Raw genomic sequence first — 14,386 nt, forward strand, 5'->3', positions numbered from 1 at the left:
TAATACTAAAATGATATGTTTTTACTTACAAATAATTTTTATTTATAAGGTATCTAATTAAATTTTATTATTTATTCTCACATAATAATTTCCTGATAGACACAATATTTCCTCTTTAAGCTGCAACTCAAATAATAACTCATATAATTGTTTAATGTCAATATTAGTTCTTCTAATAATATCATCAATATGCATTGGTGCATCAGATAATACGCTAAATATCTTATGATTTTCATTTAATTCACTTCTATAAGTTATACTTTCACATTGATTAAAATCTATACCAACTAAATTAAATATATCCTCTACTTCAGTTAACGGATATGCACCATCCTTGATGAGTTTATTTGTGCCTTTGCTCTGATTTGAGAACAAGGAACCTGGTACAGCCATAACATCTTTTCCCTGTTCAAGTGCAAGACTTGCAGTTATCAAAGAGCCGCTTTTAATATCTGCTTCTACTATAATAACTAAATCACTAAGAATACTAATAATCCTATTTCTTATAGGAAAATTGTAAGCTAAAGGTGGTGTCCCGGGATCAAATTCTGAAATTATGCATCCACTGTTATGAATTTCATTATATATACATTTATTTTCCCTAGGATAGATTACATCAATCCCACTACCTAAGACTGCACAGGTGTATCCTGAATTAGTAATTGAAGCTTTATGTGCGGCAGTATCAATTCCTCTTGCGAGTCCGCTAATCACATTAATGTTATGTTTGCACAATTCTTTTACTATAGTAGAAGTTACATCAATGCCATATCTAGTACATTTTCTTGAACCAATTATAGAGATATTTTTACAATCATTAAGTTTTGCTATATTTCCTTTATAATACAAAATAAACGGAGCATCTTCTAAAAGTCTTAATTTTTCAGGGTATAATTTTTCATTAAATGTAACTGTTTTTATATCAAGTTTTTGTAGCTTAATTCTAAAATCATTTATTGATTCTTTGTTAAAAGAATTATATAAGACTTCTTTTATATTAGCATGTAAATTATTAGTAGTAAAAGATAATTTATAAATTTCTTCTGTATTTTTATAATTTTTTATTAAATTTAATTTTATTTTATTAGATAACTTTAACAAGATAAACCATATATCATAATCTGTCATAGTAATAATCTCCCAAAACACTAAACAATTTTATCATCTAAAAACCTTCTATATTGAAGAGCTTCAATGATATCACTTTGTTCAATGGATTCTCTTCCATTTAAATCTGAAATTGTTCTAGCCACCTTTAAAATTCTACTGTAAGCCCTGTTGCTAAGTTGCATTTTATTATATACGATTTCAATTAGATTACTGCTCTTGCTATCTAATTTACAATATTTCTTTATTTGCCTTTGATTCATTTCTGCGTTACTGCGTATTTTATCCGTTTTAAATCTTTCTTTTTGAAGTTCTCTTGCTCTCTCCACTCTTGCTCTTATAACCTCTGACTTTTCACCAGTCTTTTGAGAAGATACTTCCTTATAACTTAAAGTATTAACAAACATAAAAATATCAATTCTATCTAAAAGTGGTCCCGAGAGTCTACCTATATACCTTCTTCTATCATTATCAGAACATACACATTCTTTAGATCCGCTACCATAATACCCACACGGACAAGGATTAAGAGCTGCTACAAGCATAAAGTTAGCGGGATAGTTAACATTTCCATTCGCTCTAGATAATTTTATTTGTCTTTCCTCCAAAGGCTGCCTTAGGACCTCTAATACATCTTTTTTAAATTCAAGTATTTCATCTAAAAACAAAACACCATTATGAGCTAAAGATATTTCACCAGGCATTAGCTTTCTTCCTCCTCCAATTAGGGCAGCATGTGAACTCGAATGATGCGGACTCCTAAAAGGCCTTGTCAATATAAGTCCTTGATCTTTATTTAAATTTCCTGAAACGCTATAAATTCTAGTAACCTCAAGTGCTTCATCATAATTTAATTTTGGCAGTATTGTAGGAATCCGCTGAGCTAACATTGTTTTTCCAGAGCCTGGAGGACCAAACATAATTATATTATGCCCACCTGCTGCGGCAACCTCTATTGCTCTTCTTGCGCTTTCTATACCTATGACATCTTCAAAATCAACATCAAAATTAATTTCCTTATCATTGTAGACTAACTGGCCATCAGGAAGCATATCTCTATTTTCAAGATAAGAAACTACCTGTTTAAGCTTTGCGAAAGTATACATTTCAATTCCTTGTAATACAGCACATTCCTTGTAATTTTCATTTGGTAAAATTAATTTATTTATACCACTGTTTAAACCTTCTATAGCAATAGATAAGGCCCCTCTAATAGCTTTTAATTCACCAGACAAGGAAAGTTCCCCTAATATTAGATAGTCAGATATCTCTTTTGTATTTATTTGATTAGAAGCTAGTAATATACCAATTGCTATAGGAAGATCAAATTGTGAGCCATCTTTTTTTAAGTCAGCAGGAGCTAGATTAATTGTAATTCTACTGATTGGAAAATCAAATCCAGAATTTATAATAGCTGCACGTACTCTTTCTTTAGATTCTTTCACTGCAGTATCTGCAAGTCCTACAATATTAAACGCAGGAAGTCCATAGGATATATCAATCTCTACTGTTACAATAGTGCCTTCAATACCTGTAAAACATGCAGTATTAATTTTAATAGCCATAATATCACCTCTGTCTATACATTATTGACATCTAAACATATTTTATAATTTATAAAAAGTTAATTTTTTTATTTACTATAATTATATTTATATATATAAAAATCGATCAAATATTCACTATTTATATTGATTATAAATTGTTTATAGGTTACAATACTCTTTAAAGTAAATTTTATATTTTATTAAGGTGATTTATATGCATGAATATAATAAAGCAATAGGTTCTATAGGCGAGCTATATGCAATTGAGTATATGAAGAACTTAGACTATAAATTAATGGATAGGAATTTTAGAAGCAGGTTCGGAGAAATCGACATAATCGCTAGAGATGGAATTTATATAGTATTTATTGAGGTTAAAACAAGATACAACTCAGTTTATGGTTTACCTTGCGAATCAGTAAATTATAATAAAATGAGTAAGCTAAAAAAAACTGCCGAATATTATATTTTAAAAAATAAGCTCCATAAAAATTATTTTAGATTTGATGTAATAGAAATTTATCTAGATTATAATGACAATCTATATTCAGCCAAACTTATTAAAAATGCATTTTAAGTTAAAAGAGCAGATAGTAAGTAAATAAAAACATTTCCTTACTATCTGCTCTTTAAATAATATTCTTTAAAAAACTCATTCTATGTATTTTACATGGACCAAATTCCTTTATAGCCCTTATATGTTCCTCTGTGCCATAGCCAGCATTTCCCGCAAAGTTATAGTTTTCGAACATATTACCGTACTCTTTCATAAGTTCATCTCTATACACCTTTGCAATAATGGAAGCACAGGCAATACTAGCACTCTTTGTATCACCCTTTATAACATGAACATTTTTTATATTAAAATTTTTTATAGGGTATCCATCTGATAGCACCAATTCCGGAGCAACCTTGAGATTCCTAATAGCAATTTTAAACACTTCATTATTGCACCAGGCTATACCATTAGAGTCTATCATATTATGGTCTATAGCAGAAATTGAATAAGCTAAGGCTTTATCCTTAATAATACAAGCTAATTCCTTCCTCACATTACTTGAGAGCTTTTTAGAGTCATTTATACCTAATATTATATCCCTGCTATTAATCGCGCTATAATCTAAAATTACTGCAGCTGATACAATAGGACCCGCAAGGGGACCTCTACCTACTTCGTCAACTCCTGCAATGAATTTATAATTTCCAAAGCTTTTATCGAATTCATACATATTTGTAACTCGAAGTATCTCGTTCTTTTGCTTATCTATAAATCTTAAAGTCTTTTCTCCAAGAGATTGAACATTTTTTCTATTATCTTCCTGAAGCAAAGAACAAACATCTGCTAATTGTTCAAAATCCAAATTATCACTAAATATTTCGGTTTTTATTGAGCTAATATAATCATTAATTTCACTAAAGCTCATTCTATCAATATTCTTTATATCCATAAATAAAGCTCCTTTTTACGGCCTATCAAGTGATATAGAACCTAGTTTACCACCTCTAAATTCATCTAGCAAAAGCACTGCTACTCTGTTGTAATCTATATTTCCTCCTGAAACCACAGCACCTCTTTTTCTAGCTATTTTATCCATATTAGCTAGAGGTTCTTCCTCTAATGAATCAAGCTTGTATCTTCCCATAAGTCTATCAGGATACAGTATCTGCAATTTTTCAATTAACTTTAGCGCCAGCTCTTCAATGTCCATTATTTCATCCTTAATTGCGCCTGTAAATGCTAAATGCAGAGCAACTTCGTCATCTTCAAATTTAGGCCATAATATTCCTGGAGTATCCATAAGTTCTATACCTATGCTGGTTTTTATCCACTGCTTACTCTTAGTAACACCTGGTCTGTCAGCTGTTTTAGCTATGTTATTCCTAGCCATTTTATTAATAAATGATGATTTACCTACATTAGGAATGCCAGCCACCATAACTCTATCAACTATCTTTGCTAGTCCCTTAGCTTTTAGTCTATCATGCTTTTCCTTTAATATATCATCTAGCATAAGCTTAATTGACTTAAGTCCTTCTCCTGTTAAACTATTCACTGCTATAGCCCTAACATTTTCCCTTGTTAGCTCTTTAATCCATTGATTAGTAATCTTTTCTTCGCTTAAATCGCATTTATTTAAAAGTACTATCCTAGGCTTATTCCCGCAGATATCATCAATATCAGGATTTGCACTTGCCTTTACTATTCTAGCATCTCTAAGCTCGATAACTGCATCCACAAGCTTCATACTTTCTTTCATCTCGCGCCTAGTTTTAGCCATATGTCCTGGAAACCAATTTATAGCCATGTTATCTTATCCTTTCAAATTTATCTAATGGATATATCTTTAATATAGCTTTTCCAACTATTAGCTTTTTGTTTACAAAGCCAACATCATTGAATCTACTATCAATACTCTCATTTCTATTATCACCTAAAACGAAAATAGTATTATCAGGTACAACAACTTCACTTAAATAACCCTTAATATACTTATCCTTAATATAAGTTTCTTCTTGTGACCTTCCATTTAGATAGAACTTATTATCCTCTATCTTTACTCTGTCACCAGCTATGGCTGCTATGCGTTTCACATACTTTACTCTCGTATCAGCAGGATATTTTATTATTACAACATCTCCTCGTTTAGGCTCTGCAAAATTAACAGAAATTTTATCAACAACAATTCTATCTTTATTATTCAAAGTAGGCATCATAGAGACACCTTCAACTTCAGAAATTTGAAAAAAGAATTTAATTAAAACAAGTGTAATCAATAGTGCTGCCGTAATACAAACTCCTACCTCTTTTATATATTTAAATATATTAAACACCTGCCTAAATATAAAAAAAGGGACTTATAAAAGCCCCATTCTTATAACACTTCTTTAACTTTTGCTGCCTTACCTACTCTGTTTCTTAGGTAGAATAACTTAGCTCTTCTAACCTTACCTCTTCTTGTAACTTCAAGTTTATCAATTATAGGAGCATTTACTGGGAAAGTTCTTTCAACACCTACTCCGTAAGCAACTCTTCTTACAGTAAATGTTTCTCTTAAACCACCATTTTGTCTCTTTATAACTGTTCCCTCGAACATTTGGATTCTTTCTCTGTTTCCTTCTTTAACTTTAACGTGTACTTTAACAGTGTCTCCTACATTAAAGTTTGGTAGGTCAGTTCTAATTTGTTCAGCTTCTATAGCCTTTATTATATCTAACATTGTGCATTCCCTCCTTACGTTTTTTTGACGTTCGTGCCCATATTTTGGTGCAGAGGACCGCCCGTACTAGCACAGATTGTATTTTACCATATATAAACTCTTATTGCAACAAATATTTACTCAGATAATAATTTTCTATCTTCCTTCGACAACTTAAGTTTAGAGTATAAGTCAGGTCTTTTGTTCTTTGTTATTTTTAAAGATTGGAGCCTTCTCCACTTCCTTATATTTTCATGATGTCCTGAAAGTAATACATCTGGAACCCTTTCACCACCATATATTTCTGGTCTAGTATATTGAGGATATTCTAATAAGCCGTGATAAAAAGACTCCTCCATGAAACTTTCGCTTTTAGATAATACTCCAGGGATAAGTCTGCATATACTATCTATCACAGGTATGCATGCCATTTCCCCACCTGTAAGTACAAAGTCACCTAAAGAAATTTCTAAATCTATATGCTTATAAGCTCTCTCATCTATCCCCTCATAATGACCACATAAAAAAATTAATTCTTCTTCATTGGACAATTCTTTTGCCATTTCTTGATTAAAGGTAAGCCCCCTAGGTCCAAGAAAAATTACCTTACCTTTATTATGAGCTTTTACGCTTTTTATACTATCCACTATAGGTTGTGGAGCCATAACCATGCCTGCTCCTCCACCATAAGGATAGTCATCTACTTTTTTATGTTTATTTTCAGTATAGTCTCTTATATTTACTGTATTTATTTCAACTATACCCTTTTCACAAGCTCTCCCAATGATACTGTGGTTAAAAATACCAAACATTTCAGGAAACAATGTTAATATGTCGATTTTCATTGCCATGAGTCCTCTGGTTTTATAACTATTTGCTGATTTTCAATATCAATATTAACCACAATGGTTTTGAGAGCAGGGACAAGTAATTCTTCTTTGCCCTTTACCCAGTAAACATCATTACTGTGAGTTTGAATAACATCAAAAACTTTACCTAGATCTGTGCCTAATTCATCAACCACATTGCAGCCAATTAAGTCAGCAATATAATACTCACCTTCATTTAACTTTACTGCATCTTCTCTTTTAACTTCAATGTACTTGTTTTTATATTTAGCAGCTTCATCCATGCTGTTAATGCCTTCAATTTTTAAAATAACTTTATCTGCTTGAAGCTTGCACCAAACCACATTCTTTTCAATATTGTCAATGAACACTGTCTTTAGCTTTCTAAATCTTTTAATATCATCAGTTAAAGGGTATATCTTTAATTCTCCTTTAACTCCATGCGTGTTAATAATTTGGCCTATAGATAAAAAATCCTTCATTTACTTCACCTTCTTAATAAAGTGCATTTATGTAATATTCTTATTAATAATTTTTCTTTATATATGAAACATTATACTTAAATATATAAAATAAGGATTAGGAAAATCCTAACCCTTATATGATTTCAACAACTACTCTTTTATTTTCTTTAATAGCAGCTGCCTTGACAACAGTTCTTATAGCCTTAGCTATTCTTCCCTGTTTTCCAATTACTTTTCCCATATCCTCTGGTGCAACTTTTAGTTCAAGAATTATTGATTGCTCACCTGTGATTTCATTGACTTGAACCATTTCTGGGTTGTCAACTAATGACCTAGCGATAATTTCTACTAATTCTTTCATAGAATACACCCCCAGTTATTACTTTGTAAGCTTTTCGTTTAGACCTGATCTAACAAATAGCTTTTTAACGATATCGGATGGTTGTGCACCATTCTTAACCCATTGAGCTGCTTTTTCTTCATCAATTTTGATTGTAGCTGGCTCAGTTGTTGGATTATAGTAACCTATTTCTTCAATGAATCTTCCATCTCTTGGAGATCTTGAATCTGCTATTACTATTCTATAAAATGGAGCTTTTTTAGCACCCATTCTTCTTAGTCTGATTTTTACTGCCATGTATTTCACCTCCTTTTAGGTATAATGACTTCTATATTTAACTCATGAATGGCATTTTCCCAAAGATACCTTTTTTCATACCCTTTTGCATACCTTTCATTTGCTTTGTCATTTTCTTCATCATTTCAAATTGTTTTAGAAGTTTGTTAACTTCTTGAACAGTAGAGCCTGAACCTTGTGCTATTCTCTTCTTTCTTGAAGGAGAAGAGCTTAAAACATTAGGATGTTGTCTCTCATGTTTTGTCATGGAATTGATTATAGCTTCAGTTTTCTTTAATTCCTTTTCTCCCTGGTTCCAATCAACGGATTGTAATTCTTTACTATTAGCCCCAGGCATCATTTCAATCAATTTATTTAAAGGTCCCAGTTTTTTCATTTGATTCATCATGGAAAGAAAATCTTCAAAATTCATTTCCTGATTCATCATTCTGTTACCTAGTTCTTTTGCTTCTTTCTCATCAATAGCAGCTTGAGCTTTTTCAATTAATGAAAGCACATCCCCCATTCCGAGAATTCTTGATGCCATTCTATCAGGGTGAAACACCTCTACATCACTCATTTTCTCGCCCATACCAACAAATTTTATTGGTTTGCCGGTCATAGACTTTATAGAAAGAGCAGCTCCACCTCTTGTATCACCATCAAGCTTTGTAAGTACAACTCCAGTAATATCTAGCTTACTATTAAAGCTTTCTGCAACATTCACAGCATCCTGTCCAGTCATAGAATCAACTACAAGAAGAATTTCATCAGGCTTAGTAGAAGCCTTTACCTCACTAAGTTCATTCATCAATTCTTCATCAATATGAAGTCTTCCTGCTGTATCAATAATAATAACATTCTCACCATTGTTTTTTGCATATTCAATGGAGGCTTTTGCTATATCTACTGGATTCACTTTATCTCCCATTGTAAATACAGGAATATCTATTTGCTTACCAACCACCTGAAGTTGTTTAATTGCGGCTGGTCTATATATATCGCAAGCTACCAGTAATGGTTTTTTATTTCTTTTTCTAAGCTGAAGAGCAAGTTTTCCAGCCATTGTGGTTTTTCCAGCTCCCTGCAGTCCAACAAGCATTATAACAGTAGTTCCACTGCTGGAAAACTCAATATTGCTTTCACTGTTTCCCATAAGTGCTGTAAGTTCATCATTAACTATTTTTATTACTTGTTGTCCGGGTGTTAGACTCTCTAACACTTCATTTCCTAAGCACTTTTCACTAACACTGTTTATAAATTGCTTAACAACCTTATAGTTAACGTCAGCCTCTAATAGAGCTAGCTTAACTTCTCTCATTGCCTCTTTTATATCTTTTTCACTGAGTTTTCCTTTACCTTTTAACTTTTTAATTGTATCTTGTAATTTAGAAGCCAACCCTTCAAAAGCCATGATAATCCTCCTTACCATTCGGAAAATTAATAATCTATCGCCATAAAACTGGCATATCAACTGTAAAAGCCTAAAAGACATTTACTCATTAGAATAAATCATTTATATCACTTTTTATTTCTTCAATTTTATTTCTCAGTTCGGAATCATCAATCATATCATTCAAACTTTCAATTTTATTAAATAATTCTTTCTTCTTAGCTTTCATATCGTTGTTTGCTTTCATAAGACCTAGTTTACCTTCATAATCAAGCAGTGACTTTTGACATCTTTTAATAATATCATGAATAGCTTGCCGACTTGTATTATTGTTTTCTGATATTTCGGCTAGTGACAAATCATCATTAAAATACATTTCCATGATTTCTCTTTGCTTTTCAGTCAATAAATCACCATAAAAATCTAATAAAATTGTTATCTCAAATCTTTCTATCATTCTAATCACCTTATCAACATTTATGATGATACCAAATAAAAAATATGCTGTCAAGTATTTTTACTTAACAGCACATATTTTTTTATATTTAAAAAAGCGCTTCTACAAAAGCTCTTGCATCAAACTCTTGTAAATCATCTATTCCTTCTCCTACTCCTATAAGTTTTACTGGTATATTTAATTGTTGTTTAATTGAAATGACAACTCCGCCTTTTGCTGTGCCGTCTAACTTGGTTAGTATTATTCCATCCACCGGGCATACCTCCATAAACTGCTTTGCTTGCTGAACTGCATTTTGTCCTGTGGTAGCATCTAAAACCAAAAATGTTTGTCTTTTAGCTTCGTTGAATTCTCTATCAATAATTCTATTTATTTTTCCAAGCTCATCCATGAGATTTTTTTTATTATGAAGTCTGCCTGCTGTATCGCATATAAGTACATCTGCCTTTCTTGCTTTAGCCGCTTGAATTGCATCAAAAACTACAGCTGCTGGGTCAGAACCTTCTTGGTGGCGGATTATATCAACTCCAGCTCTTTTACTCCATACTTCTAATTGATCAATAGCAGCAGCCCTAAAGGTATCTGCAGCTGCAAGAATAACCTTTTGTTTGTTATCTTTTAATTTAGCCGCTATTTTCCCTATACTTGTAGTCTTTCCAACACCATTTACTCCAATTACCAACATTATTTCAGGAGTTTTCTCGGGAACAATTGAATTTACTTCATTACCAAGCATCTCAATTAATACTTCTTTTAGACAGTCGTTAACCTTTGAAGGTTCCTTAACCTTATTCTCTTTAATTTTATCTCTTACTCTATCAATTATCTCTAGTGTAGTTTCAACACCTATATCAGATGTAATCAATATTTCTTCTAGTTCATCAAAAAGATCTTCATCAATAGTAACATAAAGATTAAGCATTTCGCTGATTTTATCAGTAAATCCATCCTTTGTCTTTGTTAATCCACTTTTAAGTTTTTCAAAAAATCCACCAAACATTATTGCCCTCCTAACTATTTTTTAGGAAAAATCGTTTTTGCTTATTTGAATATACATGCATATATTACTTATCTAAGTATTAAGTATAGTATAAATTAAAATAAAAAACTTATCCAAGTATAAAGCTCTTACTATTATCCCGCAAGATCTACAGAAACAATCTTTGAAACCCCTTTTTCTTCCATTGTTACACCGTAAAGCACATCACTAGATTCCATAGTACCTTTTCTATGTGTGATTACTATAAATTGTATATTACTTGAGAACTTTTTTAGGAACTCTGCATATCTAAATACGTTTGCATCATCAAGTGCAGCTTCAATTTCATCAAGTATGCAGAATGGCGTAGGTTTCATTTTAAGTATAGCAAATAACAATGCTATAGCAGATAGTACTTTTTCTCCCCCGGACATAAGATTAATATTTTGAAGTTTTTTTCCAGGTGGTTCTACATTAATTTCAATGTTCGCTGTAAGTTCATCTCCTTCAGCCAAAATCAAATCTGCATTTCCGCCTTTAAAAAGCTCCTTAAAGGTTTCCTTAAAGTATACTCTAAGTTTACTAAAATTTTCATTAAATACTACTCTCATATTCTCGGTCATATCTTCAATTACGTTTAAAAGTTCATTTTTTGCATTAATTAAATCTTCCTTTTGAGCATTCATAAAAGTGAACTTTTCCTTAGTTTCTTTATATTCTTCTATGGCTCCTACATTTACAACTCCTAGGGATGTTATTCTCTTCTTAATATCTTCAATATCCCTTCTAAATTTATCTAGATTTTCTATCTCAACTCTGTAGCTTAATGCCTCTGCATAAGTAAGATTAAGTTCTTCGTTTAATCTTTTATATAATGCTTCCTTTTCAATATTATGTTTTGTTAAGACTATGTCTTGTTTATGCTTTTCTTCATCCTTCTTAATAAGCTCTAAGGATATAGATTCTACTTGACCACTGCTTATTTTTATATTTTCTTTTATTCTTATTTTTTCAATTTCCTTTTCTTTAAATACTTCTTCTAATTCATTTATTGAAGCCTCTATGCCCTTTAAGGCTTCAATATTATGTTCAATATTGTTATTGCAATCAGATATATTTCTCTCAGCTTCATCAATTTCTAATTGTGCTTTTTCACTATTATTTTGCAATTCTTCTGCATCTTTTGCAATTCTTTCTAAGTCCTTAATCTTACTTATTACTATCTCATCAACTTGAGCCTTTTTTATCTTTAATGCTGTAAGATCCTCTCTGATATTCATTACTTGTTTCGTCTTTTCTTGAAATTGTAATTCATATTTTAATAGATTAGCTTCAATATCTTCACTCTTTTTAATTAGTTCGGCTAATTTATTTTGTACTTCAGCTATATCTATCTCACTATTTTTAAGAGCTTCATTAAGACTCTGCAGCTCTTTATTTGAATCTGTAAGACTTTCGGTAATTTTATTATTATCTGCAACAATAGCATTAATCTTACCTTGATTCTTAGTAATCTCAATATTTTCAAAATAAATGTTATCTCTTAGATTTAGGCATTTTTCATCAAGCTCTTTTACTTTCTTCCTTGTAGTTTCAATACTTACAGCTATTCTATCTATTTCAATTTTCAGCTTTTCAATATTTTCCTTGGACTCCTCAATCTCTCTCTTTCTACCAATTACATTGGAAGATCTTTGGTTTACGCTTCCTCCAGTTAGAGAACCTCCCGGATTTACCACTTCTCCTGAAAGAGTAACAATTTTATAAGAATAACTACAAACCTTTGCTAGCTTTAGAGCACTATCCATATCCCTAGATATTATAGTTCTTCCTAACACATATTCAACAGCATTTTTGAACTTCTTATCGTAGCCTATTAATTCACTAGCTACTCCAATATATCCATCAGTATGAGCTAGATTTGAAATATTATTAATACTTTTACCATTCACAATTGTAAGTGGTAGAAAAGTGGCCCTTCCTATATTATTTGTTTTTAAATAGCTAATAAGGGTTTTAGCTATACTTTCATCGTCTGTTATAATATCTGAAATAGCGCCACCTAATGCTATCTCTATTGCTGTTTCATATTCTTTTTTAACGTTTATAACTTCCCCTAGTACGTAACACTTATTTTTAGCTGTAGTAACTTTACCACCCTCTATGTGTTGTAACAAAGTCTTAACTGCTCTGTTATAACCTTCATATTGCTTGTCCAAATTCAGCAGCATTTGGTAATTTGCTTCATATTTATTGTACATGGCGGTAAACTCTTTTAGCTTTTTATCTTCTCTAGTTAATTGTCCATTAAATTTCCCTATTTCAAGCTTATAATTTTTAATTTCATTTTCTAAGTTTTCAATTTTATCTCTAAGCTTAATAGCCTCTTCTTCTAGCATGGCTTTAGTGTTGGCATTTATACTTAAAGAATTGCGATAGTTCTCACAAGTAATCTTAAGTTGTGCTAACCTTTTTTCTATATTCTCTTTTTCATTGTTATACATTAAAATCTGATTTTTATTATTAGCAATAATATTAGCTATTTTCACATTCTCATCTTTTAAATTTTTAGCAATGGTCTCTTCACCAGAAAGATTTGAATTTAATTCTACTATCTTTTTCTCAAAGTTAGTAATATTCACATTAAGTTCCAATTGTTCGTCCTGATGATGTTTCAAACCCTGCTCTTCTAAAATTCTATTCTCTTGAATACCTGAAATCTTAGCAGATATTTCATCGATCTGAAATTTAGCTCTTTCAATGTTAATATTCAAGTTATGCAATCTTTCTTCGAGCAACTTGTTTTCTGAAGTGATATTTTGATACTTTTCTTTTAGTACATAGTACTGCTGCTTCTGCTCTTGCAATTCAAGCTCATGTCTTTCAAGAGCTTCATTCCAAGAATCTGCACTAACTTTTGCTTCTTGTTTTCTTTGAAGAAGTTCATTTATTTCTTCTTCTAATCCATTGCATTCTGCAACAACACTATTTATCTTATTATCAATTTTATCTATAGAATGGATAATTAAATTTACCTCTTTCTCTTTTAGCTCTGAGGATAAATCTAAAAATATTTTTGCTTTTTCATTTTCTATTCTAAGCGGCTCTAATCTTTCCTCATAGGTAGAAAGAATATCATTTATTCTAACTAAGTTTTGTTCAGTATTATTAAGCTTCTTTTCTGCTTCTTCTTTTCTATTTTTAAATTTAACTATTCCTGCTGCTTCTTCAAGAAGACTTCTCCTTTCTTCAGGTTTTCCGCTTAAAATCGCATCAATTTTACCCTGTCCTATAATGGAATACCCTTCTTTGCCTATTCCAGTATCCATAAAGAGTTCTTGAATATCCTTTAATCTGCATTGAGTATTATTTATATAGTATTCACTTTCCCCAGAACGATATAATCTACGCGAAATAGTTACATCAGAATAATCAATATTAAGTTCTCCATCCAAGTTATCTAGTGTAAGTGAAACCTGAGCAAGACCAACAGGCTTTCTAAATTGAGTACCTGCAAAGATAACATCTTCCATCTTGCCACCTCTAAGGGACTTAACACTTTGTTCACCTAATACCCATCTAACTGCATCAGAAATATTACTTTTTCCACTTCCATTGGGACCTACTACAGCAGTAACACCTTTTTTGAATACTAATTCCGTTTTATCTGCAAATGATTTAAATCCCCTAATTTCCATTGATTTTAGAAACATAAATACACTCTCCTATTAGAAGTTCAATACCATAGGTAGTAATCCAATTAACATAGTAATTATAA

Annotated in this window: 15 protein-coding genes; 1 reads left to right on the forward strand and 14 read right to left on the reverse strand. The window is 31.3% G+C overall.

The features are described from left to right. Positions 1 to 57 precede the first annotated feature (57 nt). Entirely contained in the window at positions 58 to 1,128 is a 1,071-nt protein-coding gene (gene dprA / locus bsdE14_RS21275; protein WP_264852029.1) for a DNA-processing protein DprA, read from the reverse strand. Positions 1,129 to 1,148: 20 nt separating this feature from the next. Then, entirely contained in the window at positions 1,149 to 2,672 is a 1,524-nt protein-coding gene (locus bsdE14_RS21280) for a YifB family Mg chelatase-like AAA ATPase (RefSeq protein WP_264852030.1), read from the reverse strand. 196 nt (positions 2,673 to 2,868) lie between these two features. Between bsdE14_RS21280 and bsdE14_RS21285 the strand changes: the two genes are divergently transcribed. Next, on the forward strand, positions 2,869 to 3,231 hold the full coding sequence (locus tag bsdE14_RS21285) for a YraN family protein (protein WP_264852031.1): 363 nt from the start codon (positions 2,869 to 2,871) through the stop codon (positions 3,229 to 3,231). A gap of 52 nt (positions 3,232 to 3,283) precedes the next feature. Here the strand turns inward: bsdE14_RS21285 and rnhB are convergent, their stop codons facing one another. From rnhB to smc, 12 genes are all read right to left on the reverse strand, one after another. Further along, positions 3,284 to 4,078 (reverse strand): ribonuclease HII, encoded by a 795-nt coding sequence (gene rnhB / locus bsdE14_RS21290; RefSeq protein ID WP_435382616.1) that lies wholly within the window; start codon positions 4,076 to 4,078, stop codon positions 3,284 to 3,286. A 39-nt stretch (positions 4,079 to 4,117) separates the two neighbouring features. After that, the gene (ylqF, locus tag bsdE14_RS21295) at positions 4,118 to 4,960 is read right to left on the reverse strand and encodes a ribosome biogenesis GTPase YlqF (protein WP_264852033.1); all 843 of its coding nucleotides are present in this window, start codon (positions 4,958 to 4,960) and stop codon (positions 4,118 to 4,120) included. Between the two features lies 1 nt (position 4,961). Beyond that, positions 4,962 to 5,486, reverse strand: a complete 525-nt coding sequence (gene lepB / locus bsdE14_RS21300) for a signal peptidase I (RefSeq protein WP_264852034.1) — start codon at positions 5,484 to 5,486, stop codon at positions 4,962 to 4,964. 41 nt (positions 5,487 to 5,527) lie between these two features. Further along, positions 5,528 to 5,872, reverse strand: a complete 345-nt coding sequence (rplS, locus tag bsdE14_RS21305; protein WP_264852035.1) for a 50S ribosomal protein L19 — start codon at positions 5,870 to 5,872, stop codon at positions 5,528 to 5,530. 116 nt (positions 5,873 to 5,988) lie between these two features. Next, on the reverse strand, positions 5,989 to 6,696 hold the full coding sequence (trmD, locus tag bsdE14_RS21310; protein ID WP_264852036.1) for a tRNA (guanosine(37)-N1)-methyltransferase TrmD: 708 nt from the start codon (positions 6,694 to 6,696) through the stop codon (positions 5,989 to 5,991). Then, positions 6,693 to 7,181 carry a ribosome maturation factor RimM gene (rimM, locus tag bsdE14_RS21315; protein ID WP_264852037.1) on the reverse strand — a complete coding sequence of 163 codons (489 nt, stop codon included), beginning with the start codon at positions 7,179 to 7,181 and terminating at the stop codon, positions 6,693 to 6,695. The genes trmD and rimM overlap by 4 nt, the downstream gene beginning before the upstream one ends. 115 nt (positions 7,182 to 7,296) lie before the next feature. Beyond that, entirely contained in the window at positions 7,297 to 7,524 is a 228-nt protein-coding gene (locus bsdE14_RS21320) for a KH domain-containing protein (RefSeq protein ID WP_264852038.1), read from the reverse strand. Between the two features lie 18 nt (positions 7,525 to 7,542). After that, positions 7,543 to 7,800 carry a 30S ribosomal protein S16 gene (rpsP, locus tag bsdE14_RS21325; RefSeq protein ID WP_264852039.1) on the reverse strand — a complete coding sequence of 86 codons (258 nt, stop codon included), beginning with the start codon at positions 7,798 to 7,800 and terminating at the stop codon, positions 7,543 to 7,545. Between the two features lie 37 nt (positions 7,801 to 7,837). After that, a complete protein-coding gene (ffh, locus tag bsdE14_RS21330; RefSeq protein WP_264852040.1) occupies positions 7,838 to 9,193 on the reverse strand; it encodes a signal recognition particle protein in 1,356 nt (451 codons plus the stop codon). Between the two features lie 88 nt (positions 9,194 to 9,281). Next, positions 9,282 to 9,629, reverse strand: a complete 348-nt coding sequence (locus bsdE14_RS21335) for a putative DNA-binding protein (protein ID WP_264852041.1) — start codon at positions 9,627 to 9,629, stop codon at positions 9,282 to 9,284. A gap of 88 nt (positions 9,630 to 9,717) precedes the next feature. Continuing rightward, positions 9,718 to 10,629 (reverse strand): signal recognition particle-docking protein FtsY, encoded by a 912-nt coding sequence (gene ftsY / locus bsdE14_RS21340; protein WP_264852042.1) that lies wholly within the window; start codon positions 10,627 to 10,629, stop codon positions 9,718 to 9,720. A 134-nt stretch (positions 10,630 to 10,763) separates the two neighbouring features. After that, positions 10,764 to 14,321 carry a chromosome segregation protein SMC gene (gene smc / locus bsdE14_RS21345; RefSeq protein ID WP_264852043.1) on the reverse strand — a complete coding sequence of 1,186 codons (3,558 nt, stop codon included), beginning with the start codon at positions 14,319 to 14,321 and terminating at the stop codon, positions 10,764 to 10,766. Between the last annotated feature and the right edge of the window lie 65 nt (positions 14,322 to 14,386).

The sequence above is a fragment of the Clostridium omnivorum genome, assembly GCF_026012015.1.
Lineage (GTDB): Bacteria > Bacillota > Clostridia > Clostridiales > Clostridiaceae > Clostridium_AX > Clostridium_AX omnivorum.